Consider the following 26,194-nt stretch of genomic DNA (forward strand, 5'->3'; position numbering starts at 1 on the left):
AGTTTGATTCAGAAGGCTGACATAGCCAGAAACAAGAAAAAGTGTTAGAATAACCAAGATAAAAACTAGTAGAAAGAGTGACGGAAATGCTAAGTACAGAAGATTTTGATTTTGATTTACCAGAAGAATTAATTGCTCAAACCCCACTAAAAGATCGCGCTAGTTCACGATTATTAGTTGTAAATAAAGAAACAGGGGACATGGAGGATAAACATTTCCATGATATTCTTGATGAATTACAGCCTGGGGATGCATTAGTCATGAATAACACACGGGTACTACCGGCCCGTTTATATGGAGAAAAACCTGAAACAGGCGGTCATTTGGAAGTTTTACTTTTAACAAATACAGAAGGCGATACATGGGAAACCTTGATTAAACCCGCGAAACGTGCAAAAGTCGGCACGGAAATTCAATTTGGCGATGGTCGCCTAAAAGCGGTGGTTAAAGAAGAGTTGGAACATGGTGGTCGAATCATTGAATTTAAATATGATGGTATTTTCTTAGAAATTTTAGAATCGTTAGGAGAAATGCCATTGCCGCCATATATCAAAGAACGTCTAGATGATCCAGATCGTTATCAAACGGTTTATGCTGAAGAAAATGGTTCAGCTGCAGCACCAACAGCGGGTTTGCATTTTACAAAAGAACTATTAGAAGAGATCAAAGCAAAAGGTGTTCATCTCGTTTATTTAACTTTACATGTCGGTTTAGGAACATTCCGTCCCGTGAGCGTTGATAATATAGAAGAACATCATATGCATAGCGAATTCTATCGTTTAACTGAAGAAGCGGCTAAGCAACTAAATGAAGTACGCCAAGCAGGCGGTCGGATTGTTGCGGTTGGAACAACTTCTATTCGTACGTTGGAAACAATTGGCACAAAATTTAATGGTGAAATCCAGGCTGACAGTGGCTGGACCGATATTTTTATCACACCAGGGTATCAATTTAAAGTCGTAGAGGCTTTTTCAACGAACTTCCATTTACCAAAATCTACGTTAGTGATGCTTGTGAGTGCCTTTGCAGGAAAAGACTTAACATTGGCTGCTTACCAACATGCAATTGAGGAAAAATATCGTTTCTTTAGTTTTGGCGATGCAATGTTTATTAAATAAGCGACACTTTGTGAGCAGAATACTTGGGATTGAAACAAAAATATATTATGATAAACACGTGATTTTTGGAATCACAGTAAAGGTGTGCTTTATTTTTTCTTCCCCTGTAAATAATAAAGTTAGAAACCAAAACGCTACTAGGACGAAAATGCTTAGTAGACAATCTTAGAATAAAAAGAACAGCGCAACCACGGTTGCGCCGTTCTTTTTTTTATGTAAGAAAAGATTAATTATTGAAACAACAATACGAAGAAGTGCTTTCTTCGTATTGCCGGTACTAAGTTGTACCTCGGCAACTCCAAGTACAATCAGAAAAATTGTCTTGTTAAGTACAGCTTATACTGTTTAGGCTTCTTGTTCTACATCGTCATTCAGTGTTTCTTTGAAGGTGAACACATCATCAATGGTTACGCCAAAGACGTTCGCGATGTCATGCGCAAGAAGTAATGAAGGATTGTACTTGTTTCGTTCCAGTTGAATAATTGTTTGTCGAGAGACACCGACTCGATTGGCCAAATCTTGCTGGGTCATACGAGCCATAGCACGATAAACATGAATTGAACTTTCAAACGAAGATTTTTTCTTTTTTCGCATAGCATTCCCTCCTTTAAAAGAAGATAAAATAGAATGTGCACCTTGAATATAACACATATGATTATTTGATACAAATATATTTTATTGCCTAAAAGAAAAAACCGAGCTTAAATTTAAGCTCGGCCTTGTTAACGGGAAGACATCAATTGGTTGAATAAGTGTTTACATTTCGCGATACATGTAAAGCAAAAGGTGAACGTGATGTGGTGAAACTAAAACCTTGTTTTCATACAGTTTCGACGCTTGGATGGTGGATAACTTGCGTTAGGTGATAACAGATAGGGTAAATGCTTTATAGAAACTCCATCCTTCTATAACCTTTCCCTATTTTCCGATACGAGTTATCACTAACAATTACTCTACACGTATTGTTTACAGGTGAATCTTGCAATTCTAACAACTTTGAGTTTACCGATTTTTATCTACTGAGAAAATCTTCAACCAATTGATTAGCATGTCCTCCTTACACTTAAAGAATAGCACTTTTTGAAAGCGTTTGCAAGTTATAGCACTTATTAATAAGATTAAATATAATATTTTTCTGGTTATTTTATAACATGTAAAATAAATAATCGTGCGAACTAAATAACATTGTATTTTTTTGTTGTTTTGTTTTGAATATATAGAAATAAACTATTTTTTTATCAGACAAAATGAAAAAAATGTCCATTGCTTTTTGGCTGAATTCGTTTCTTTTTTCATAAAATTCCCATAATCAAATAGAAACATTGCTGTAGCAACAACGAAAATACCAGTTTTTTCTGGACATATGAGAGAACGCTAAGCCAAAGATGAAAAAAGTTGCGTGTTCAAAAAAAATCATGTTATATTTAATAGAGACACTATTATATAGGAAGAAAAAATTAGAGGGGGAATAGGATGGAAGCTTACAAGCAAACTGTCGATACTGTCACAAAAGAAGTTTCAGTCAATACTGAAACTGGTTTAACACAACAAGAGGCCCAACAACGGCTGAAAGAAAATGGCCGCAATCAATTTGAAGAGGCTAAGAAGGATTCTGTGTTAAAGAAATTTATTCACAGTTTATCTGATTTTACAACGATTATTTTATTAGTTGCTGCGGCAATTTCGTTTTATACAGCAATCGTAACAGAACATGGCGAATATTTTGAAGGAATCTTAATTATTGCAATTGTGATTATCAATGCTGTTTTAGCCATTGTTCAAGAAGGAAATGCTGAAAAATCTCTGGCGGCTTTACAAGACATGAACAAGCAAAGTAGTGCAGTCTTACGAGATGGCAAGGTAATCGAAGTCGATGCTGAAGAACTAGTAGTAGGAGATGTTCTAGTTCTTGAAGCTGGTTCAATGATTACAGCCGACGCACGACTTATTCAAGCTTCTCAAATGCGCGTAGAAGAGTCAGCACTAACAGGTGAAAGTGAACCTGTTGAAAAAGATCCTACATACGTGGGGCATGACGATGATGGCTTAGGAGATCAAATAAATATGATTTTCAAAGGCTGTACCGTTGTGAATGGCCGCGGACGAGCAGTAGTAACTGCAACAGGAATGAATACAGAAATGGGTAAAATTGCTGGGTTACTGAATAACAGCGATCAGCAAAAAACACCATTACAAAAACGCTTGAATCAATTAGGCAAACGTATTAGTTTGTTAGCCTTAGGGGCTGCAGCAATTGTTTTCATTATTGGTGAACTGCAAGGAGAACCGCTTCTTGAAATGTTTATGACAGCCGTTTCCTTAGCGGTGGCAGCTGTACCAGAAACACTAACCGTGATTGTAACGTTAACCTTAGCATATGGTGTTCAAAAAATGGCTAAGAAACATGCGATTATTCGTCGATTGCCAGCAGTAGAAACGCTAGGAACTGCGAATGTTATCTGTTCTGATAAGACAGGAACACTGACACAAAATAAAATGCGCGTCCGCCGAGTATGGCATCGTGGTGATGAAGTAACGGATACGGAAGATGCCATGACCGATGAAGCCATGGAAGTATTGAAAATGGCTGCTTTATGTACAGATGTCATTGTGGAAAAAGAAGGCGATGAACTAACTGTTACAGGGAATCCGACAGAAGCGGCAATTGTTCGTGCTGTCGAAGAAAATTATCATACGAAAGAAGAACTTGAAGAAAAATATCCTCGTATTGGTGAAATTCCCTTTGATTCAGAACGAAAAATGATGACTACGGTCCATCAATGGGGGAAAAAGTACATCTCAATTACTAAAGGAGCCTTTGATGTGTTACTACCTCGTTTTGGTTTCGGAGATGTCGATCAAGCGGCTATTGTTAATGATCGTTTCGGAAAACGAGCGTTACGAGTTATTGCTGTCGGTTATGCCGTATATGATGAACCACCCAAGGAAATTACATCGGAGGCTTTAGAAAAAAATCTTCGCTTGTTAGGCTTAATTGGCATGATTGATCCACCACGTCCAGAAAGTAAGGGCGCCATTGCTCGTGCGAAAAAAGCTGGAATTAAAACAGTGATGATTACTGGTGATCACGTGGTAACAGCCAGTGCAATTGCTAAAGAATTAGGAATTTTAAAAGATAAAAGTGAAGCCTTATCTGGTTCAGAACTGAAAAAAATGAGTGATGAAGAATTAGATAAACGTGTTAAAGATTTATCCGTTTATGCACGTGTAACCCCTGAAGATAAAATTCGAATTGTTCAATCATGGCAACGTTCTGGCGCTGTTGTAGCAATGACCGGAGATGGCGTGAATGATGCGCCAGCCTTGAAAGCTAGTGATGTCGGTTGCGCAATGGGGATTACTGGAACAGATGTGGCCCAAGGCGCTTCAGATATGATTTTGACGGACGATAACTTTGCAACTATTGTTGATGCAGTGGCGCAAGGACGTGCCGTGTACCGAAATATTCGTAAAGCCATTAACTTCTTATTAAGCTGTAATATTTCTGAGATTTTTATTGTTTTAATTGCCATGTTACTTGGTTGGGGTGCGCCATTTACTGCAGTTCAACTGTTGTTTGTTAACGTTGTCGCAGATGGGTTACCTGGTTTTGCATTAGGAAAAGAACCAGCGGAAAAAGGAATTATGGATGAGGCACCAATCCCTAAAAACGAAGGGATTTTTGCACGAGGCTTATGGCAAAAGATTGGGATTAATGCAGCAGTGTTCACAGTCATTACTTTGTTTGGTTTTTACCTAGGTGCCTTTGTACCAGGTGTTTCAGCCTATGTTTCAAACAGCTATGAAGTTGGACAAACAGTGGCATTTTTAATCTTAGCTTATTCCTCTATCTTACATGTCTTTAATGTTCGTAGTGCGAACTCTGTTTTCCGTGTAAAATTATCAAGCAACAAGTCGCTCTTTGAAATGGTCGTTTTAGCATTATTAATTACCACAACCATTGCTTTATTACCATTCACACAAGAACTATTTGGATTAGTGCATATTAGTTTAAATCATTGGATGTTAGCAATTTTCCTATCCTTTGTGCCAATTTTCGTCAATGAAATGATTAAGTTCCATTTCTCTGAAGTCGAAGAGGAAGAAGAAGTAATTTAAATTTAACAGGAATAAAAGGAGCTACTTTTGTTCAGGGAATTATCTTAATAGTTAGCAAGTGGGGCAGCAGTCGTTTCGACTGCTGCCCCACTTATTTTTGATTTTCCTTTTTTCAAAATAGGTGGGTTTCTTATCTAAGATGAACATTCTCTAATAAAAAGACTTGCTAAACGATTTAAAACGTATTATAGTGAGTAGCATCGTTAGTCAAAAAGCGCTTTTTGACTAATGAAAAAGATATATAAAACGTTATATAATAAAGAGTTTTAAAAGTTTTTATGGAGCTGTTGGTTAAACTAAACGAAGTCATTTCTTTTGTAGGAGGAAAGTATTGTGTTACACAAAGCAGAGGGGTTTGATCGTCGGAAATTTACGATGGCAGGGATCTTAGTTGCCATGGGCGTTGTCTATGGAGATATTGGAACGAGCCCTTTATATGTAATGAAAGCCATTGTAGGAGATAATGGTGGCTTGGCACGGGTTTCTGAATCGTTTATTTTAGGTTCGGTCTCATTAATTTTTTGGACATTGACTATCTTAACCACGATTAAATATGTTGTTATTGCTTTAAATGCTGATAACCATGGAGAAGGTGGGATTTTCTCTCTTTATACATTGGTTCGTAAAAAAAGTAAGTATTTGATTATTCCCGCAATGATTGGCGGCGCCGCTTTACTGGCTGATGGCGTTTTGACCCCAGCTGTGACAGTGACGACAGCGATTGAAGGCTTACGGGGGATTCCAGCATTTTTTGAACGTTTTGGCAATGACCAAACGATTATAGTGGTTATTACGTTGACGATTATTTTAATTCTTTTTTCTGTTCAACGATTTGGAACAGAATTGGTCGGGAAAGCTTTTGGGCCGATTATGTTCTTGTGGTTTACTTTTTTAGGCATCATTGGTTTAATGAATTTTAGCCAAGATTGGACGGTTATTCGTGCATTAAATCCATATTATGCTTTGCAATTACTAGTCAGTCCAGAAAATAAATTAGGTCTATTTATTTTAGGGAATATTTTCTTGGCTACAACTGGTGCTGAAGCTTTATATTCTGATTTAGGGCATGTAGGAAAAATGAATATCCGCATTAGCTGGCCGTATATTAAGATTTGTTTGATTCTTAATTATTTAGGGCAAGCTGCGTGGTTGTTAACGGTCAAAGAAAACCCTGAAATGCAGGCATTAGCTGAAATTAACCCATTTTTCCAAATGATTCCACGAGGTATTCTCGTATTTGGCGTTGTTTTTGCAACAATCGCCGCAGTGATTGCTTCGCAAGCGTTAATATCAGGTTCGTATACTTTAGTTTCTGAAGCGATTAAATTGAAGTTATTACCAAGACTTAAAATTATTTATCCTGGGAGCAATATCGGTCAAATGTATATTCCAGCGGTAAATTTAATTTTATGGTTAGCTTGTTCAGCAATCGTGCTGGCTTTTAGAACATCGACACACATGGAAGCTGCGTATGGTCTATCGATTACGATTACGATGTTAATGACAACCATTTTATTGTTGTTTTATCTTTTGGATAAAATTCCAGCTTGGTCTGCGTATCTAATTTCCTTGTTCTTTGCTGCCATTGAAGTTGTCTTTTTCTTTTCAAGTGCTGCGAAGTTTTTCCATGGTGGATATGTTGCTGTGGGAATGGCAGTCTTCTTGTTATGCATCATGATTATTTGGGAACGCGGCAACGAGATTAAGGAAGCGACGGCGGAACAAGTGTCGTTGGAAAAATATGTACCACAACTTAAAGCTTTGAAAGAAGATACATCTGTACCTATGTATCAAACCAACGTGGTCTTTTTAACCTCCGATCGAGTGGATGGCGAAATTAATCGTAATATTATTTATTCGATTTTGGACAAACAGCCAAAACGAGCGAATGTTTATTGGTTTGTTAATGTTCAGGTAACAGATGAACCCTTTACTCAAGAGTATTCTGTTGATATGTTAGGGACTGATTTTATTGTGCAAGTTCAGCTATATTTAGGCTTCCATATTTCTCAAGAAGTGAATGTATATTTAAGACAAATTGTTCATGACTTGATGAAAACAGGCCGCTTGCCAAAACAGCCGCAACGTTATTCATTAACGCCAGGGAGAGAAGTTGGCGATTTCCAATTTGTATTAATTCAAGAAGAATTATCTAACGTTTCTGAACTGAAAAAATGGGATCGACAAATTATGCAGGCAAAATTAGCTATCAAAAACTTAACTACCTCTCCTGAAAGTTGGTTTGGCTTGGAATACAGTGAAGTCAAATATGAATCCGTTCCTTTAATCATTGGCCCACAACGGAAAACGCACTTAGTCGAACGAAAGAATCGTTCATAAATAGAAGAAATTTAACTAAAAGATTGAGCCTAAGTCCTTGAGATACATGGCTCAATCTTTTTTGTAGAATCAGAGTAAATACTGTAATTCCACAAAGAATTCATTTAAAAGCGTTTGGTCTTTAAAGGAATTCATCCGCTTAAAGATGGCCAGTAAGACTTCTTTTTGAGGTTCAGTTAATTGATCTACTTTTAACAAAGGAAGAAAAGCGATAATCAGAGAATAATCCAATTCTGGATTTTGAGAATGTGTAAATAATTCATGGAGTTCTGACAAAATAAACGGATGATAATAAGATTGGTCAGACTGTTCTTCTGCAGTTGTTGGTTCATAAATAGAAATACTCTCTTGGGAATGAGAGGGGGCTTCTACTGTTAAAGGAAAAGCATAAAAGGACTGCTGTAACTTTTGCGCTTGAATCATAATTTTTAAGGAATCGTGATAGGATAGCTGTTCTTCAGATAAACGTCCCATCAACTGAGTAAAAAAAGGTGGTTTTAGCAGTTGTTTATTTTGAAAATTTTCTTTTAATAGCTGGCGCACAAATCGATCGAAATCACCATAAAGTAGCCAATCTACTGTTGTGTCACAGGCTTTAGCGATTTTTTTTAAGTATCGTTTATTGGGTAAATTCAAACCTAGTTCCCAGTTACTAATTGTACTTCCACTAGATAAACCAATTTTATTGGCTAAATAACGTAAAGTGTACTTCTTCTTTTTTCGAGCTTCACGCATGCGTGCCCCGACTTGCTTTGTAGTAATTTTCATTGAAACACTCCTTTTGTAATAAATATGAGGATAAGGTGTTCTTAAAATATACATACGCAAAATTCGGCTCTTTTTTTTCTAAACTAAAAAAAGTAATTATTTCTAACAATTTTCATCTTGTGCTATGCTTAAGATGAAAATACTTAAGAAGAGAAGGGATCATATGTCAACAAAACATAATCATGAACAACACCAGGAAAAACAGCCAACAATGTCCCACGATAAAATGAATCACATGAATCATGATATGGCGCATGAACAAATGGCTATGTCACACCAACATGAAGGAATGAAGGGAATGGATCATTCAATGCATATGGGGAATTTTAAACAAAAATTCTGGCTGTCATTGATTTTAGCTATTCCGATTATTGTTCTTTCACCAATGATGGGTTTTCAATTACCTTTTCAATTTACTTTTCCAGGTTCTGATTGGTTGGTCTTAATTTTAGCAACTGTGCTATTTTTTTATGGTGGGCAACCATTTTTAAGTGGCGCTAGAATGGAATTACAGCAAAAGAGTCCAGCAATGATGACGTTAATTGCGATGGGGATTTCGGTATCATATTTTTACAGCTTATATGCGTTTTACATGAATCATTTTACGAATCAGGCCCACGTGATGGACTTTTTCTGGGAATTAGCCACTCTGATTGTTATTATGCTTTTAGGCCATTGGATTGAAATGAATGCTATTTCTAATGCTGGTGATGCCTTGAAAAAAATGGCTGAACTGTTGCCTGACACAGTCAAGCGAATGACTGAACATGGGGAAGAAGAAATTCCTTTGCAAGATGTCCAAGAAGGCGATCGCTTGATTGTTCGTTCGGGAGATAAAATTCCGACAGATGGTAAAATTTTGAAAGGAAGCACAACAGTCGACGAATCGATGGTTACAGGGGAATCAAAAACAGTAGAAAAAAACATTGGTGACTCCGTGATTGGTGGAGCTGTCAATGGCAACGGAATGATTGAAATTTCGGTAACTGGCACGGGTGAAAATAGTTACCTGTCAAAAGTTATGGAGATGGTTAAACAAGCGCAATCGGAAAAATCAAAACTAGAATCCATTTCAGACCGTGTAGCCAAGTGGTTATTCTATATTGCCTTATTCGTAGGTGTGTTAGCATTTATCGGTTGGTTAATGGCGACGAAAGATTTGTCGCTAGCATTTGAACGAATGGTTACAGTTTTTATTATTGCCTGTCCCCATGCGTTAGGCTTAGCAATTCCTTTAGTGATTGCTAGAAGTACCTCCATTGCTGCTAAAAATGGCTTACTTTTAAAAAATCGGAATGCATTAGAACAAGCCAATAAGGTTGAATATGTGTTGCTGGATAAAACTGGAACTTTAACAGAAGGACAATTTACAGTTACTGGCTTAGAATTAATGAGTAAGCAGTTTACTAGAGAAGAAGCACTTAAATATATTGGGGCATTGGAAAAAAATGCAAATCATCCGTTGGCAATTGGGATCATGAACTATTTAAATAAACAAGCCGTTCAACCTTATGAAGCCCATAATCTGCAAGCTTTATCAGGCGTAGGACTGGTTGCTACTGTTCAAAACCAAGAAGTCAAAATAGTCAATGAAAAAGAAGTTGCACGGTTACAGTTAACCTTCGATGAAACAATTAAAACAAACTATCAAGAGCAAGGAAATACCTTGAGCTATTTAATCATCGCTGGTCAATTAGTCGCACTGCTTGCTTTAGGAGATAAAGTCAAACCAGAAGCTAAAACATTTATTGCAGAGTTACAAGCGCAAGGAATTACGCCAGTCATGTTAACAGGGGATAATCAAACAGCCGCCAGTGCAGTTGCTAATTATTTAGGAATGAAGGAATACTACGCAGAGCTCTTACCAGAAGATAAAGAAAAAATTGTGCAACAATATCTTACTGAGGGACATCAGGTCATGATGGTAGGAGACGGTATTAATGATGCACCAAGTTTAGCCCGTGCTTCAATCGGCATTGCGATAGGCGCTGGTACAGATGTAGCGATTGATTCGGCAGATGTTGTACTGACGGATAGTGATCCTAAAGATATTTTAAGGTTCTTAGATTTAGCCAAACAAACACGACGTAAAATGATCCAAAATCTTTGGTGGGGAGCTGGGTACAATATTGTCGCCATTCCTTTAGCGGCTGGGGTTCTTGCACCAATTGGGATTGTTTTAAATCCAGCTGTAGGTGCTGTCTTGATGTCATTAAGTACAATTATTGTAGCAGCAAATGCTATGACACTGCATATTTCAAAAAAATAATTCGATATAATTGTAGAGAGCGGAAAGTAATCAATACTTTTTGTTCTCTATTTTTTTCTTCTTAAAAAAATTTTTGCCTTATTTGACGTATTCTTATAACAAGGGAGTGAAAGGGGACGATATATGGATTTCAAGGAATTATTGTCTTTTGAACATAAAAATATGTTGGAATTGTTGGATTTACTGCAACAAGAGCAGACATTTTCTGTTTTGATGGCTGCAGAAAAACTAAAGGTGAGCGACAAAACCATCCATTGTTACATTCAACGTTTTGAAAAAAAGCAGGAAACGTTTAAGATAGAAGGGCTTTGTAAGATTTATACAACGACCAAAGGAATTGTAAAATATCGTGAATTATGCGTTTGTGGCTTGGCTCGATTTAGACAAAAATTTTGTTATTTTATTCCCGAATTTTATATTTTACGTTGTCTAATTGAAGAGCGAATCAATTATGCACAATTGACCCAGGTATTGGAATTACAGGAATCAACTCTTCGGAAGAAACTTTCTAATATTCGACGTTGGCTAGTTAATTTTGATATTATTGTACGTCAAAAACATTACGATTTAACTGGTAATGAATGGCAAATTCGACAGTTAATCCTTTGTTTTTATTTGTTTTTCCAAGAAAGCTGTCTGGAAGAAAACAGAGAAATGACTCGGAAAATCATTACCTTTTTTGAGTTGGATTTAAATGTAGCACAACAGAATCATCTTAGTTGGCTAATTTATATTTGGGAGAAACGATATAGAGGCGGGCATGAAATTTCAGTGCCAAATGCTAATTTATTTCAACAAACAAGTGCTTTTTTTTATTTATTTCGTGTGGAAGTGTTGAGCACTTCTTTTATGTCTCTTAAAGAACAAAAAGCGTTATTTGTGATTCTTGAAGCACATTTTGGTGGTTGTTTTGGCAAGAGAGCGCGAAAGTATTTTATTCATGAGCAAATGAAAATAGAAAGTTTATGCTTAAAAACAGCTATTTTTATTATGAAAGAAATTAGGAGAAATTTTACACAACATCATTTTAATTATCAAGAAATTCATTTATGTCGATTTTTAAGTACGCATATGAATAGTTTATTAGACGGACAAGCATGGTTGCCAGCTCATAAACAGGAACAAACACTCGCTGCTCGTTATCAACAAACCTGGCACAGATTACAAAAACTTATTAGGCTTTTAAAACGCCTATATCCAGTCTTTACTTCAGTAAAAGAACGGGAATTGACGAGTTGCTATTTTTATCACATCCTAGATTTATTTAACCCGATTTTATATGAAAAAAAATATATTATTTGCCTATTGACGGACTTTCCTCCAGAAAAGGAACAAGCGTTGGGGCAATCTATAAAAAGCTATTTCAGTGAAAAAAAGAATATTACAATTATTCATGGAAAACCAACGTATCAACTTCACCAAGTACACCTCTTAATTGTCAATCATTTGTTTCAGATGAACGTAGCGCTTTCTTCTAAGACAGTGGTTTATTTGCCAGAGGAATTATCTCCTGCTTTTTTTGAAAAAGTCGAAGCGAATCTATCGTAAGAAGTCCAATTTTGTCTAAATAGTGTTAAAATGAAGAAGTAAGAGGAATGGATGAGGAGGATATTAAAATGAAACAACTGCAATTTGGTACAAGTGACGAAACAGTTTCTTCGGTTATCTTAGGATGTATGCGCTTAAATGGTGCTGAAAATCCTCAACAGGTAATTGAAACTGCTTATGATCATGGCATTACATTTTTTGATCACGCCGACATTTATGGTGGCGGCGACTGCGAAACCATTTTTGGTAAGGCCTTAAAAGAAAGTACCATTCGTCGTGAAGATATTTTTATACAAACGAAATGTGGGATTCGTCAGGGCTTTTTTGACTTTTCAAAAGCACATATTTTAGAAGCGGTCGAAGGGAGTTTACAGCGTTTAGGTGTAGATTCAGTCGATGCATTATTGTTGCATCGTCCAGATACTTTAGTGGAACCAGAAGAAGTAGCTGAAGCTTTTCATTTATTAGAAAAACAAGGGAAAGTTCGCTATTTTGGTGTAAGTAACCAAACGCCAGGACAAATTGAACTTTTAAAAACAGCTGTTAAACAACCGTTATTAGCCAATCAATTACAATTTGGCATCAAGCATACTGGTATGGTAGATCAAGGCTTACAAACAAATATGGAAATATCAGGAAGCATTGATTATGATCATGGTATTTTAGATTATTCACGGTTGAAACAAATGACTATTCAAGCATGGTCACCGTACCAATATGGTTATTTTGAAGGTGTCTTTATTGGAAATGAAAAATTCCCTGAGTTAAATCAAAAATTAAGCGAATTGGCTGAAAAATATCAAACAACGCCAACTGGTTTAGCCAGCAGCTGGATTCTGCGCCACCCTGCTAATATGCAAGTCATCGCAGGAAGTATGAATCTTGGTAGAATTGAAGAAATTGCTAAAGCAGCAGACATTGTGATTAGTCGCGAAGATTGGTACGATATTTATCGTGCAGCGGGAAATGTTTTGCCGTAAAAAGATTCTCATACTTGTGAAGATCCAGCGTGTATTGCTGATTGATTTTGGTATTTGATATAGTTGTCACTAAGGAACTATGTCAAATACCTTTTTCTTTCATTCTGCAATCGCCGTCTACTGCAAATTCTGTAGTTTTTTGTTAAAATAGAAAGGAAACTAGTTTGCTAAAGATGAGGGGAAAAAAATGACCAAAAAAAAATTATTACTCGTTGATGGAAACAGTGTAGCCTTTCGTGCATTTTTTGCGCTACATAACTCATTAGAACGATTCAAAAATAAGAACGGCTTGCATACAAATGCTATTTATGCATTTAACAATATGTTTGAAAATGTAATGCAAAAAGAAATGCCTACTCATGTTTTAGTCGCTTTTGATGCAGGGAAAACCACATTCAGAACAGAATTTTATTCAGAATATAAAGCCGGACGTTCAAAAACACCGGGGGAATTTAAAGAACAAATGCCGTATATTCGTGAACTTTTAGAAGGTTTAGGCGTAAAATATTATGAACTACCTAACTATGAAGCAGATGATATTATTGGTACATTAGCCAACAAAGTTGATAAAGATGAATTTGATGTTGTCGTGTTATCAGGGGACCGAGATTTGACACAATTAGCGACGGACACTGTCAAAGTAGATATCACTGTTAAAGGAGTTAGCGATATTGAATCATATACACCTGAGCATATTGCTGAAAAATATGATGGGTTAACGCCTAAGCAAATTATTGATATGAAAGGGTTGGCTGGCGACACGTCGGATAACATTCCAGGTGTAACGAAAATCGGTGAGAAAACCGCGATTAAGCTGTTAAAACAATATGGCTCAGTTGAAGGGGTTTATGAGAATATCGATGAAATGAAAAAAAGCAAAATGAAAGAAAACTTGATTAATGATAAAGAGCAAGCCTTCCTTTCTAAACGTTTAGCGACAATTGAAGTCAATGCACCAGTCGAAGTCAATGTGGAAGACTTGGCATATGAAGGGAAAAACTTAGAAAAATTGGTTCCTTTTTATAAAGAAATGGATTTTAAACAATTTTTAGCTAAGTTGGACATTACAGAAGAACCTGTTGAAATGGAAGATATTTTATTTGAAGTAGTCGAAGATCAGTTAACCAATGAAATGTTTACAGACGATATGGCTCTTTATGTTGAGATGATGGAAGATAACTATCATACGTCACCGATTGTCGGCCTTGCTTGGGGCAACGACAAGAAGATTTATACCACGAATAATTTAGCTGTTTTTGAAAGTCAGCCATTTATCGATTGGTTGATGGATGAGACACGTAAAAAAAATGTCTACGATGCAAAACGGACGTACGTTGCACTAAATCGCTATGTAGGAAAAATGACAGGGATTGCCTTTGATGTTTTATTGGCTGCTTATTTACTTGATACCAATGACAATAACGCTGATATTGAAGGTGTAGCACAACATTACGGATATGATGCGATTCAATCTGATGAAGCTATTTATGGAAAAGGGGCCAAAAAAGGCTTGCCAGAGGACGAAGAAGTTTTCTTTGGTCATTTAGCACGTAAGATTAAAGCAATTCAATTTTTAACAAGCAAATTAGATAGCGAATTAACAGAAAAGAATCAAGCTGATTTATTCTATAAAATGGAATTACCACTTTCTCGTATTTTAGGCGATATGGAAATAACTGGGATCCGTGTTGATGCCACGCGCTTAAAAGAAATGCAAGTAGAATTTTCAGAACGCTTGAAAGAAATCGAAGAAAAAATCTATGCAGAAGCTGGCGAAGAATTTAATTTGAATTCACCTAAACAATTAGGCGTTATTTTATTTGAAAAAATGGGCTTACCTGTGATCAAAAAGACGAAAACTGGCTATTCAACAGCGGTAGATGTTTTAGAACAACTAAAAGAACAAGCACCAATTGTGGCCGATATTTTAACTTATCGTCAAATTGCCAAAATTCAATCGACCTATGTTGAAGGACTCTTAAAAGTAATTCAGCCAGATAATAAAATTCATACTCGGTATGTACAAACACTGACCCAAACAGGACGGTTAAGCTCAGTAGATCCTAATTTACAAAACATTCCTATCCGTTTAGAAGAAGGCCGAAAAATTAGAGAAGCCTTCGTACCAAGAGAGGATAATTGGTTGATTTTCTCTTCTGATTACTCTCAAATTGAGTTACGTGTGCTCGCGCATATTTCTAATGATGAGCATTTAAAAGAAGCGTTTGTGGAAGGGCAAGATATCCATGCCAGCACTGCAATGCGAGTTTTCGGTGTTGAAAAAGCAGAAGATGTCACACCTAACATGCGTCGTCAAGCTAAAGCAGTGAATTTTGGAATTGTCTATGGTATCAGTGATTATGGCTTGTCCCAAAACTTAGGCATTACTAGGAAGCAAGCACAACAATATATTGACACCTATTTTGAAAAATATCCAGGCGTGAAGCAGTATATGGAAGAGATAGTCCGCGATGCCAAAGACAAAGGCTATGTGGAAACATTGTATCATCGCCGTCGTTATTTAAGTGATATTAATTCAAGAAACTTTAATCTACGTTCGTTCGCTGAACGTACAGCGATTAATACACCGATTCAGGGAAGTGCCGCAGATATTTTAAAAATTGCGATGATTGAAATGGCGCGTCGTTTAAAAGAAGAAAAATTACAAGCGACAATGTTATTACAAGTGCACGATGAATTAGTTTTTGAAGTACCAGAATCAGAATTAGAACAATTAAATCAACTCGTCAAAGAAGTGATGGAGCACGCAGTTTCCTTACATGTGCCACTTATCACCGATAGCAGTTGGGGAAAAACATGGTATGAAGCAAAATAATAGCTTACCCATTAAGAACGATGAATAAAATAAGGATAAGTAGGATCTGGACGTTGATATCTAAGCGTTCAGACCTCTTTATATAAAGGAGCAAAAATAATGCCAGAATTACCAGAAGTAGAAACAGTGCGAAAAGGACTTGAAAAACTTGTTGTAGGAAAAACCATTCAAGAAGTCATTGTTTTTTGGCCAAGAATTATTGAATCACCAGAAGTTGATGTATTTCAAGGTCAATTAGCTGGTCAAACGATTGAAGGGATTGAGCGAAGAGGAAAATTTCTGATTTTTAAATTGTCTGATAATGATATGATTTCTCACTTACGGATGGAAGGAAAATATGAGTTTCATCAGGCTGATGATGAAATTGCCAAACATACCCATGTAATGTTTACTTTTACAGATGGCACGCAATTACGTTATTTAGATGTACGGAAATTTGGGCGTATGACATTGGTTCCTAAGAATCAAGGTCATCAATATAAAGGGATTTTAGCTTTGGGCCCAGAGCCAACACCAGACGTTTTCCAATTAGCTACTTTTCAACAAGGCTTGAAAAAGCATCATAAAGCAATTAAGCCATTGCTGTTAGATCAAAAGCTAGTGACGGGTTTGGGGAATATTTATGTAGATGAAGCACTTTGGCAAGCGCAAATCCATCCAGAACAACCAGCAGATTCCTTAAAACCTGCGGAAGTTGCTACGTTGTATCAAGCAATCATTGACGTCTTGGCACGCGCTGTTGAAGCAGGTGGAACCACCATCCGCACCTATCTAAACGCGTTAGGAGAAGCAGGGACTTTTCAAGTAGCGTTGAATGTCTACGGGCAAACAGGCTTACCTTGCAATCGTTGTGGTACGCCAATTGTTAAAACAAAAGTGGCACAACGTGGTACGCATTATTGTCCACAATGCCAACAATTGAAAGGTCGTCGATTGAAATGACAAAAGTTTTAGGCATTACAGGAGGGATTGCGACAGGTAAAAGTACGGTTGTTGCTCTTTTTAAAAAAGCAGGTTATCCAATTGTTGACGGCGACATTATCGCCCGCGAAATTGTTGCAAAAGGGCAACCAGCCTTAGCCGCAATCGTTGAAACTTTCGGACCAGAAATAGTATTAACAACTGGTGAATTGGATCGGAAAAAATTAGGACAATTAATTTTCGCTAGTCCTCAAAAAAGAGAGTTGTTAAATGAAACGCTGAAACCTTTTTTAAGAAAAGAAATTTTACGTCAAATTGAAGAAGCTAAAAAGAAAGCCGCCCTTGTTATTGTTGATATTCCTCTGCTTTATGAAGCTCATTATGAGGCGATCATGGATCAAGTTGCTGTGGTATATGTACCAGAAAAGATTCAAAAAGAGCGTCTGATGGCCCGAAACCAATTAACAGAAGAAGAAGCGCAACAACGAATTGCTAGCCAATGGCCGATTGAAATGAAAAAAGAACGAGCAGATATCGTTTTTGATAACCAAGGAACTAGAGAAGAAACGGAACAGCAAGTGAAGAAGTGGCTAGAGGAACAAATTGGAAAGAAGTGAATATTTTTTTAATGGCGTAAAATGTTTTGAAAATTTCAGAAAAAACAGTGAAAGTCTTTGTTTTTATTAAAAAATGGCAAAGATTCAACGAAGAACCAGTTCTAAAGACCTAGTAATAGCGCAATTTCATGTTATAATATAGGCAACAAAAATTATACAGAATAGAAGAGGTGAACGTTATGCGTTGTCCAAGATGTCATCATAATAATTCCCGTGTTATTGATAGCCGTCAAGCAGATGATGGACGTGCAATTCGCCGTCGTCGTGAATGTGAAAATTGCAGTTATCGGTTCACTACATTTGAAAGAATTGAAGCGGCGCCATTACTTGTAATCAAGAAAAATGGGGATCGTGAAGAATTTAATCGTGATAAAATTTTGCGTGGGCTCATTCGCTCTGCGGAAAAAAGACCCGTTGCTATGGAACAAATGGTTCAAATTGTCGATAATGTTGAAAATCGAGTGCGTAGTTTAGGGGAAAATGAAGTCTCTACAACGCTTATCGGTGAATATGTGATGGAAGATTTAGTCAATCTAGATGAAATTGCCTACATCCGCTTTGCGAGTGTTTATCGACAATTCAAAGATATGAGCGTGTTTTTGAAAGAGTTACAGGACATTGTCGACAAAGCAAAATCTTCTTCTCCTGACTCAGAAAATTAAAAAGGAGGTCTTTCTTTGAAAGGAAATCGGCAAAGAATCCAACCAAAAAATATTTTTCAAGCGGTTATTGATTCACCGCTTTCTGATCAAGAGAAAGAGGTTTTAACCTTTTTATATCAACCAATTGTCGGCGCCAATGCGTTTAGTTTATATTGGCTTTTGTTATCTGAAACAACAGACTCAGAGGAGAATGGCTCGCTGTTTCATGCAGATTTAATTAGTTTGCTGGACTTGAGTTGCCAACAATTAGAAGAAGCTTGCTACAAATTAGAAGGCATTGGGTTGCTAGAAACGTATAAAAAAACAGATCGGGAATTAGGAGATTGTTATTTATATTATTTAAAAGCACCTGAAACAGCCGCTCGTTTTTTTAAAGATGAAGTGTTAGCTTTAGTGTTATTTAATCGGGTTGGACAACGGAAATTTGATCAATTAGTGCAAAAGTTCCAACCGCATCCTACTAAAACAGAGGGCTATCAAAATGTTTCCGCTAGCTTTCAAGAGGTTTATGCCTTTAAAGAAGAACAAATTGTTTCCGAAGCGAACCGATTGACAACGATTCAAGAAACTTTTTCTCAAAAAGAAAAATCGAAGAAAATTTCTGTATCAACGGATTCTTTTGATTGGCACTATTTTGTGGAAGGTTTGCACCGTTTAGGTTTACAACTGCCTGAAGATGAGGCTAGTTTTCAAGAAGAAGTCTATGTTTTTCATCAATTATATGGCATCAATGAGTTAGATATGGTAGACTTTGCTTCGAAATCATTTGACTATTATACAAGTCGAATTTTGCCTAAGGAATTAGTGCGAACGATTCATCAAGCGTTTGATCCTGATAAAAAACCACAATCAACAAACGTAGTGACAAACAAGCAAGCACAATTGACGGTGGAAGAGCAACAAACGTATCGATATAACGCATTAAAAATGAATGGTTTTTCTGAACTGGATATTCAAATGATTATGGATAGTGAAAAGAATCCGCCTATTCAATATTTAGAAGCTTTAAAAAATAGTCGAGGCGGCTATACGACACCACAAGAACGTTCATTAGTGAAATATTTGGTTGCCAAATCAGGCTTACCGACTAGTGTGATTAATATTTTGATTAACTATGTTTACAATATTCAACAACAACCGACTTTAAAAGCGGAGTATGTGAATCGAATTGCGAATGAATGGGGACAAAGTGGCATTCATTCACCAGAAAAAGCAATTGAACATGTCAGAGAATTGGCAAAACAAAGCCAAACCAAACAAAAACAGCGACAACAAAATTATTCAGGGAAACGCCAAACTGTTCGACAAGAGCGATTGCCAGAATGGGCAGATCAGCCAAACGATGAAACAAAACTTTCCCCAGAAGAACAAGCCGAGTTAGATCGACAAATTCAAGAATTTTTAAACCAAGGAGGTGACCAATGATGGAAGACGTAGGAAAAGAAATGTCAAAAATTATCCAGAAGCGTGACATCAATGAACGATATGAAGAGCTGGTTAACGAAGTATTGAAAGATCAAGATGTTCAAGCCTTTATACAAGCAAACCGAGAGCGTTTAACCGATGAAGATATTCGTAAAAGTTATGCTAAGCTGTATGAATTTGTTCAAGAAAAAAAGAAATTTCAAGTAAACGATCCGGCAATGATTGCCCCCGGCTATGAGCCAAGATTAATGTTGAATTTTCATTACATTGATGTAACGTATGTCCCAACGGCTGATTTAATCGCCCGTCAGAAGGAAGAAGAAATTCGTAATCGAGTAAGGGCAATGGACATGCCAAAAGATGTCCGAGAAGCAAATTTACGAGATTTCGATCCATCTTCTCAAGGTCGAGCCAAAGCGTTAGCAGAAGCAATGCAATTTTTAAGAGAATATCCTGCGACACCAAAAGAATTTCATAAAGGGCTCTATTTACAAGGCCCCTTCGGTGTAGGAAAATCTTTCTTATTAGGTGCGATGGCTAATGCTTTAGCAGAACGTGGATTTACTACGACAATTGTTCATTTTCCAACATTTACAGTAGAAATGAAGCAAGCCATTGGTCGCGATCAAGTTGGTGAAAAGCTCGATGCAGTAAAAAAATCCCCTATATTAATGATTGATGACATTGGTGCGGAATCCATGACTAGTTGGATTCGTGACGACGTTTTAAGCGTAATCTTGCAATACCGAATGCAAGAACAATTAGTTACTTTTTTCTCTTCCAATCTAGATTTAAAAGCTTTAGAAGAGCATTTAACCGTGACGCAACGAGGAGAACAAGAGCCGCTAAAAGCCAGACGAATTATGGAACGTGTGCGTTATCTGTCAAAAGAGATTACGATGACAGGAAATGATCGACGAAACGGTTAAAGCAATCCTTTTATTTTTATGGATTGCTTTTTTTCTTGCGCTTGAAGATGTAGCGTAAGTTTCGCAAAAACAAGTACTTTTGTGTACACTGACAATAAAGAAGTGAGGAAAAGAGGCGTAACAATGAAGAGAAAACTTTGGATTTTTATTGGGGTATTCGTGGTGCTTCTGGGAGGATATTTTCTTTTGTTTAGAGAAAAATCCTATAAAGTAGAGGTGGAAAAAGTGAATCCAAAAATTCAACGCTTAATGTCGACAGACAAACAACATTTTTTAACAAAACATGAATTTCACACAAAAGAAACAGCTGAACGCAAAGATTTGTTGAAGTTTTTTATTGAAACCCGGCTCAAAACAGACGGCGGCTTTTTAACCAATTATTTACCAGATGCTGAACGCAAAGATGTCGCCACAGGACATGAATTGCTAAGTGAGTCTTCGGGTCTATATTTGCGTAATTTAGCTTTTGATACGCAGGGACGTTTTGATAATTTTTACAAGCAGACGAAAGACACCTTTTACGACGGCGTCCAATTTAGTTATCGAATTGACGAACAAGGCAATAAATACAATGTCAATGCCTCGATTGATGATTTACGGATCATTCGTTCATTAATTGAAGCAGGGGGTCATTTTAAAACAGATCAGTATGATCAAGAAATTAAAAAATTAGGCAAGAGTTTTATGAAAACCTCTATGAAAGATAATATTTTAATTGATTTTTACGATAGTAAATCAAAACAACAGTCTTCAGAAACTTCTTTGTTTTATATTGACTTAATTACGCTGGGTTATCTATACAAAGAATTTGGGATTTCAGCAGACTACTTGCAGTATCATTACCAATTAATAGATGATGGCTATATTTCTGATGATTTACCTCTTTATCAAACGAAGTTTAATCATCAAACAAATAAATACGAAAACAACGGAACACTTAATATTATTGAATCTTTATTAACGATTGTCCATTTAAGTGAAGTGGGTATGGCGAAGCAGACTAGTATTGATTTTGTGCGAAAACAAGTTCAGCAAGGAACGCTTTTTAACTCGTATGATTTAAATGGATCGCCCGTGGATAAAAATCAATCTGCAGCTAGTTATGCGATAGCGGCTTTAATTGGTGTTGCCGAAAATGACAAAGAGTTGTATCGTGCGGCAATTACAGTACTTAATAATTTTCAAATTATGGATTCAAGCAGTCCGATTTATGGAGGATTTGGTGATAAAGTTACGAAACAAGTCTATTCCTATAATAACTTAATGGCTCTTTTGGCCTATGATTTCTAGATGAGGTGAAAGCATGGAAAAGATCAAAAAATACATGAACTCGGCTTTTGAATGGTTGAGTCGTTATATTTCTCCAAGTCTTTTGGCCGTTTTAGGGATTGGGTTAGTGACAAGCATTTTGTTATTCGTTTATCCGATTAATGGCTTGGGAGATAATGGCGAGTATTTTCGTGTGTTAAATTCAAATAGTCTTTATCGTGTCAATGGTGATAGCTACGACAATGTGGCCTATTTTGTTAAGGACTTTTCAATTATGCGTTATTTTAATGAAACAACGACGCACTTTGTTTCCACTCAACAATTTTTCATTACCGTTGCCATTTGGCTTAATAAACTTTTTTATAGTCAGACACTTTTCGATATTCGTTTCTTAGGTTTCGTTTATCTTAGTTGTTTTTTAGTGTCAATTTATATTCTGGTGCGAGGCTTAACCGAAGACGTATCTTTGAAAAAAAGTTATCTTATCTCCTTGTTGGTTATTTTCATCTTAGGGGATACCTCCTATACGATTTATTTTAATTCCTTTTATACAGAAGCGACGAGTTTTTTACTTTCTGTGAGTGTCTTAGCATTTTCTGTCTATTTTTATCGGGTGACGAAACCACGAACTTGGCTCAGAAGAATAGTTTTAGTTATCTTGGCACAAGCAGTAGTACTTTTAATAGGAACAACACGCCAAGAATATTTGCTGATTATTGGCGTAATTATTGCTGGATTAGGATTTTTTGTCTACTTGTCACAACGTTATCAACGATTGTCAATGACGGCCTTTTTAATTGCGTTGATTGGTTTTACAACGTTAGCGGCTTTTATCGTTCCTAACGATATCTATGAACGTGATGTCTACCACAGTATGACGCGCGGTGTAATGAAGGATAGTAAGGTTCCAGATAAACGGATGTCAGAGGGCGGAATCAACCCGCAATATGGGTTGCAAAAGGGACGTTCCTACTTTGAAGAATACAGTCCTGTGTCACCAACTTCTGAACAAATGAAAAAAGATTTTTTTGATAAAACGAGTTTTGGATGGGTGTTATTGAATTATTTAAATTATCCATCTGAATTATGGCAAGGACTGAATTCAGCGGTCCCAAATGTTTACTTAGTAAAGCCTAATAATGTGGGGAATTTTGAGAAAACGACGGGGCGTGCACCGCTGGAACAATCTAAATTTTTTATGGTGTATAACCGTATTAAAGCCAGTTTTTTTCCTAAAAACTTTGCTTTCTATCTATTATTAGGCGTGATTCTGTTTGGTTTATATGGCGTTGGTTTATACAGAGGACTCAAGAGAAACGAACCCAGATTAGTTTTTCGCTTCTTTTTAATGACAGGAATTTATCTAAATTTATTAGTTGTTTTCATTTCAACAATTATTATTGATGGGGATAGTGACTTAGTACGTCATTTGTTTTTAGTCTCAGTATTTTTAGATTTTCTCTTGTTACAAATTGTTTCTGATGTTATTGGTAAACGAATGTGGCAAGATACAACACCACAAGTCATTGGGGAGGTAGAGGGAATTGAAAAATAAACAATATCTTATTGGCTGGGTGTGTTTCTTACTCTTTTTCGTTTTTTGTGGCTTTGCCAAACCGGCGCTGGCTGCACCAAGTAAACATGTCTTACTTGTCTATGACAGCTTGAATATTGCTGGGAAAAAAGAAAATGATGTGGATGCTTTACAACGAGTGTTGACGAGTTTTGGAGTAGAAGTTCAGAGTGTGGCGGTATCAGATTATGTACCTGGCGAATTGCTAAATGATGGCTATGACAGTTTGATTTCTATGGTGAATTGGCCTGAACAAGCCGGCGTTATTGCCTCTGATTTTCTAGCAGATCGAGTTCATTTTAAAGGCAAACAATTACACATTGGTCGAAACATGCGTGACGATGAAAAACAATATTTTAGCGGTACGTGGAAAGAATTAAGTCATCGTCAATATCGGTTAGAAGATGAAAAAAACCGTTTTTCTCAAGTATTGCCTTTTCAAGATCAATCAGTTGTGCTGGAAAATACGCAAGGTCAGACGGTTGGCCGATTAAAAACACAAGAATTAGCACCAGAAGAATATCCATTTGGTGTAATTGAGAATGGGCATGCTTTTCTACCAATGTTTGAACGCAAAGGCGCTGTTTTTTTAGAAAGCTTAGACGTAATTAGTCAATGGCTGGAAAGTGAAAAAATGTCACGGCCGTTTTTGACGATTTCTGATTTTAACCCGTTAAGAGATATGTCTGTGGCAACCTATTTGCAAGAAGAATTAGTTAAAACCACGTATCCTTATATTTTATCCAGTACGAGCGTTTCACAAAACAATACGATTTTACCTTATAAACTATTTACGAATGCGTTACGTGCGTTTGCTTCGACGGGGGTCATTTTCTTAGAAACACCGGTCGTTAACAATGTTGATTTAAATGACCAACGTGCCTTGAAACAATTGATGGAGCAGCAGATTAGTTTATTGGTCGACAGACATGTCTATCCAGTAGGCATTTCTGCTCCAGGATACTGGAATCAAGACCTTCAATACCAAGAGGATGGTCTAGCAATTAGTGATACAGTGATTCTAAGAGAAAATCCGCCGATTGAACGCGTTTTTTATCGAAACCAAACGGGAGAATCAATCACTTATAAGAATGCTTTGTTTGATTTACCGTATGATTATTTATCGGGGATTGAATGGACGGATAAAGATAATCCGAATGACTATCGATTTCCAATGCCGACCACCATTAGTTTTTCATTTCCAAATTCTAAAAAAGAAGTGGATCATCTAATTCAAGAAGTCAAGGAAGCACCAATAGTGTTTAGTGTTTCAGAAGCGGATCAACATTTCACTGTTCAAACACAAACGCAGAAAATCGAATTTCGGAATAATCGGTTCTTCTTAAACAATCAAATTGTCAATGGTTTGGCTGATACAGGGGCTTCAACAGTTGAAAAACAACGATTTACAGGGTTATTTTCATTCTTTTTCAGTATTACAAACAATATTTTGATTGGCGTTGTCACGCTGACTTTAATCATCCTGATTATTTTGTTTATGATTGGACGAAAGAATTATCGGTCGAAATATATTAATAAGGAGGAAGACAAATGACCATTGCTGACATTGTAATGTTAACAGCAACTATCATTATTTGGAGTCTACTAATTGTAAATATTCTCTTAGTTATTTTTGGCTATGTTTATTATTTAAAAACAGATCCTGTCGCACCACCACCTGTAGAGGACGAAGACGCGCCGTTTGTTTCAATTATGGTGCCGGCCCATAATGAAGGAATTGTCATTGTGCGAACAGTTGAAGCGTTATTGAATTTTAATTATCCGCAAGATCGCTATGAAATTATTGTGATTAATGACAACTCAAGTGATAATAGTGCTGAGCTTTTAGCTAACGTCCAAAAAAAGGCGGTTAATCGAAATTTGCAGATTATTAATACAGACAATATAACAGGTGGGAAAGGTAAGTCTAATGCCTTAAACATTGGTTTCAAGCAAGCCAAGGGGGACGTGATTGCCATTTATGATGCGGACAATACACCTGAACCGAATGCACTCCGTTATTTAGTTGGAGAGTTAATTGCTAGTGAGGAATACGGCGCGGTTATTGGTAAATTTAGAACGAGAAATCGCAATGCAAGCCTGTTGACACGCTTTATTAATATCGAAACACTTGCCTTTCAATGGATGGCACAAGCCGGTCGTTTTCAATTATTTAAGTTATGCACGATTCCTGGCACAAATTTCATTGTTCGTCGTAGTATTATTGAAGCCATTGGCGGCTGGGATGACAAAGCGTTAGCCGAAGATACAGAAATCAGTTTCCGCATCTATATGATGGGCTATAAAATTAAGTTTCAACCAAAAGCAGTGACGTGGGAGCAAGAGCCACAAACTTTGTCAGTTTGGTTCCGACAACGGACGCGATGGGTCAAAGGCAATATTTATGTCATTGTTAAAAATGCTAAATTATTGTTTAATCCTAAAGCGAGTCGGATCCGTTTTGATATTTTATATTTCTTGTCCATTTATTTTCTCTTAATGACATCGCTCGTTTTGTCAGACATCATGTTAGTTTTATCAATGTCTGGTTACTTAACAACGACCCTGCAAGGATTTAGCAATTCCTTGTGGTTGTTAGCGATTTTGTTATTTATTTTCAGTACTTTTGTCAGTATTACAACCGAAAAAGGCGAAATGACTTTAGAGAATATCTTAATTATTGCCTTGATGTATATTACATACAGTCAGATGTGGCTAGTAGTCGCCGCTTATGGCATGGTGATGTATATTAAAGAAAATGTTTTTCATAAACAAACACAAACAAAATGGTACAAAACTGAACGATTTAAATAAGGAGGA

General features: G+C 36.7%; 18 protein-coding genes. 16 read left to right on the forward strand and 2 right to left on the reverse strand.

Annotated elements, in window-relative coordinates:
• The first annotated feature begins 86 nt into the window (after positions 1-86).
• A complete protein-coding gene (gene queA, locus IGL32_RS03030) occupies positions 87-1,118 on the forward strand; it encodes a tRNA preQ1(34) S-adenosylmethionine ribosyltransferase-isomerase QueA (RefSeq protein WP_002355747.1) in 1,032 nt (343 codons plus the stop codon).
• Positions 1,119-1,463: 345 nt separating this feature from the next.
• On the opposite strand, the gene IGL32_RS03035 is transcribed toward queA, so the two are convergent.
• On the reverse strand, positions 1,464-1,769 hold the full coding sequence (locus tag IGL32_RS03035; protein ID WP_002355748.1) for a helix-turn-helix transcriptional regulator: 306 nt from the start codon (positions 1,767-1,769) through the stop codon (positions 1,464-1,466).
• An 822-nt stretch (positions 1,770-2,591) separates the two neighbouring features.
• On the opposite strand from IGL32_RS03035, the gene IGL32_RS03040 reads away from it, so the two are divergent.
• Positions 2,592-5,237: a calcium-translocating P-type ATPase, PMCA-type gene (locus tag IGL32_RS03040; protein ID WP_002358801.1), complete on the forward strand. Its 2,646-nt coding sequence runs from the start codon at positions 2,592-2,594 to the stop codon at positions 5,235-5,237.
• Between the two features lie 333 nt (positions 5,238-5,570).
• The gene (locus IGL32_RS03045) at positions 5,571-7,577 is read left to right on the forward strand and encodes a KUP/HAK/KT family potassium transporter (RefSeq protein ID WP_002381294.1); all 2,007 of its coding nucleotides are present in this window, start codon (positions 5,571-5,573) and stop codon (positions 7,575-7,577) included.
• A gap of 69 nt (positions 7,578-7,646) precedes the next feature.
• On the opposite strand, the gene IGL32_RS03050 is transcribed toward IGL32_RS03045, so the two are convergent.
• Positions 7,647-8,345: a helix-turn-helix domain-containing protein gene (locus IGL32_RS03050; protein WP_002381295.1), complete on the reverse strand. Its 699-nt coding sequence runs from the start codon at positions 8,343-8,345 to the stop codon at positions 7,647-7,649.
• Positions 8,346-8,469: 124 nt separating this feature from the next.
• Between IGL32_RS03050 and IGL32_RS03055 the strand changes: the two genes are divergently transcribed.
• The 13 genes from IGL32_RS03055 (at position 8,470) to IGL32_RS03115 (ending at position 26,188) form a co-directional block, all read left to right on the forward strand.
• On the forward strand, positions 8,470-10,614 hold the full coding sequence (locus IGL32_RS03055) for a heavy metal translocating P-type ATPase (RefSeq protein ID WP_430600084.1): 2,145 nt from the start codon (positions 8,470-8,472) through the stop codon (positions 10,612-10,614).
• Between the two features lie 123 nt (positions 10,615-10,737).
• Complete coding sequence (locus tag IGL32_RS03060) at positions 10,738-12,162, forward strand: helix-turn-helix domain-containing protein (protein ID WP_002410436.1); 1,425 nt, start codon at positions 10,738-10,740, stop codon at positions 12,160-12,162.
• Between the two features lie 68 nt (positions 12,163-12,230).
• Positions 12,231-13,142 (forward strand): aldo/keto reductase, encoded by a 912-nt coding sequence (locus tag IGL32_RS03065; protein WP_002355754.1) that lies wholly within the window; start codon positions 12,231-12,233, stop codon positions 13,140-13,142.
• Between the two features lie 187 nt (positions 13,143-13,329).
• Complete coding sequence (gene polA / locus IGL32_RS03070; RefSeq protein WP_002361339.1) at positions 13,330-15,978, forward strand: DNA polymerase I; 2,649 nt, start codon at positions 13,330-13,332, stop codon at positions 15,976-15,978.
• Positions 15,979-16,077: 99 nt separating this feature from the next.
• Positions 16,078-16,920 carry a DNA-formamidopyrimidine glycosylase gene (gene mutM / locus IGL32_RS03075; RefSeq protein ID WP_002355756.1) on the forward strand — a complete coding sequence of 281 codons (843 nt, stop codon included), beginning with the start codon at positions 16,078-16,080 and terminating at the stop codon, positions 16,918-16,920.
• Complete coding sequence (coaE, locus tag IGL32_RS03080; RefSeq protein WP_002387006.1) at positions 16,917-17,516, forward strand: dephospho-CoA kinase; 600 nt, start codon at positions 16,917-16,919, stop codon at positions 17,514-17,516. The genes mutM and coaE overlap by 4 nt, the downstream gene beginning before the upstream one ends.
• 179 nt (positions 17,517-17,695) lie before the next feature.
• Positions 17,696-18,178, forward strand: coding sequence for a transcriptional regulator NrdR (nrdR, locus tag IGL32_RS03085; RefSeq protein ID WP_002381296.1), 483 nt, complete (start codon positions 17,696-17,698; stop codon positions 18,176-18,178).
• A gap of 15 nt (positions 18,179-18,193) precedes the next feature.
• Positions 18,194-19,603 (forward strand): replication initiation and membrane attachment family protein, encoded by a 1,410-nt coding sequence (locus IGL32_RS03090; protein ID WP_002379174.1) that lies wholly within the window; start codon positions 18,194-18,196, stop codon positions 19,601-19,603.
• The gene (gene dnaI, locus IGL32_RS03095) at positions 19,603-20,532 is read left to right on the forward strand and encodes a primosomal protein DnaI (RefSeq protein WP_002370731.1); all 930 of its coding nucleotides are present in this window, start codon (positions 19,603-19,605) and stop codon (positions 20,530-20,532) included. The genes IGL32_RS03090 and dnaI overlap by 1 nt, the downstream gene beginning before the upstream one ends.
• Before the next feature lie 81 nt (positions 20,533-20,613).
• Entirely contained in the window at positions 20,614-21,822 is a 1,209-nt protein-coding gene (locus tag IGL32_RS03100; protein WP_002385036.1) for a hypothetical protein, read from the forward strand.
• A gap of 13 nt (positions 21,823-21,835) precedes the next feature.
• Positions 21,836-23,356 carry a hypothetical protein gene (locus IGL32_RS03105; protein ID WP_002407685.1) on the forward strand — a complete coding sequence of 507 codons (1,521 nt, stop codon included), beginning with the start codon at positions 21,836-21,838 and terminating at the stop codon, positions 23,354-23,356.
• Positions 23,346-24,929: a hypothetical protein gene (locus tag IGL32_RS03110; protein WP_002355763.1), complete on the forward strand. Its 1,584-nt coding sequence runs from the start codon at positions 23,346-23,348 to the stop codon at positions 24,927-24,929. The genes IGL32_RS03105 and IGL32_RS03110 overlap by 11 nt, the downstream gene beginning before the upstream one ends.
• The gene (locus IGL32_RS03115; protein ID WP_002355764.1) at positions 24,926-26,188 is read left to right on the forward strand and encodes a glycosyltransferase; all 1,263 of its coding nucleotides are present in this window, start codon (positions 24,926-24,928) and stop codon (positions 26,186-26,188) included. The genes IGL32_RS03110 and IGL32_RS03115 overlap by 4 nt, the downstream gene beginning before the upstream one ends.
• Positions 26,189-26,194 lie beyond the last annotated feature (6 nt).

Source organism: Enterococcus sp. AZ035 (genome assembly GCF_050548325.1).
In the GTDB taxonomy this organism is placed as follows: Bacteria; Bacillota; Bacilli; order Lactobacillales; family Enterococcaceae; genus Enterococcus; species Enterococcus faecalis.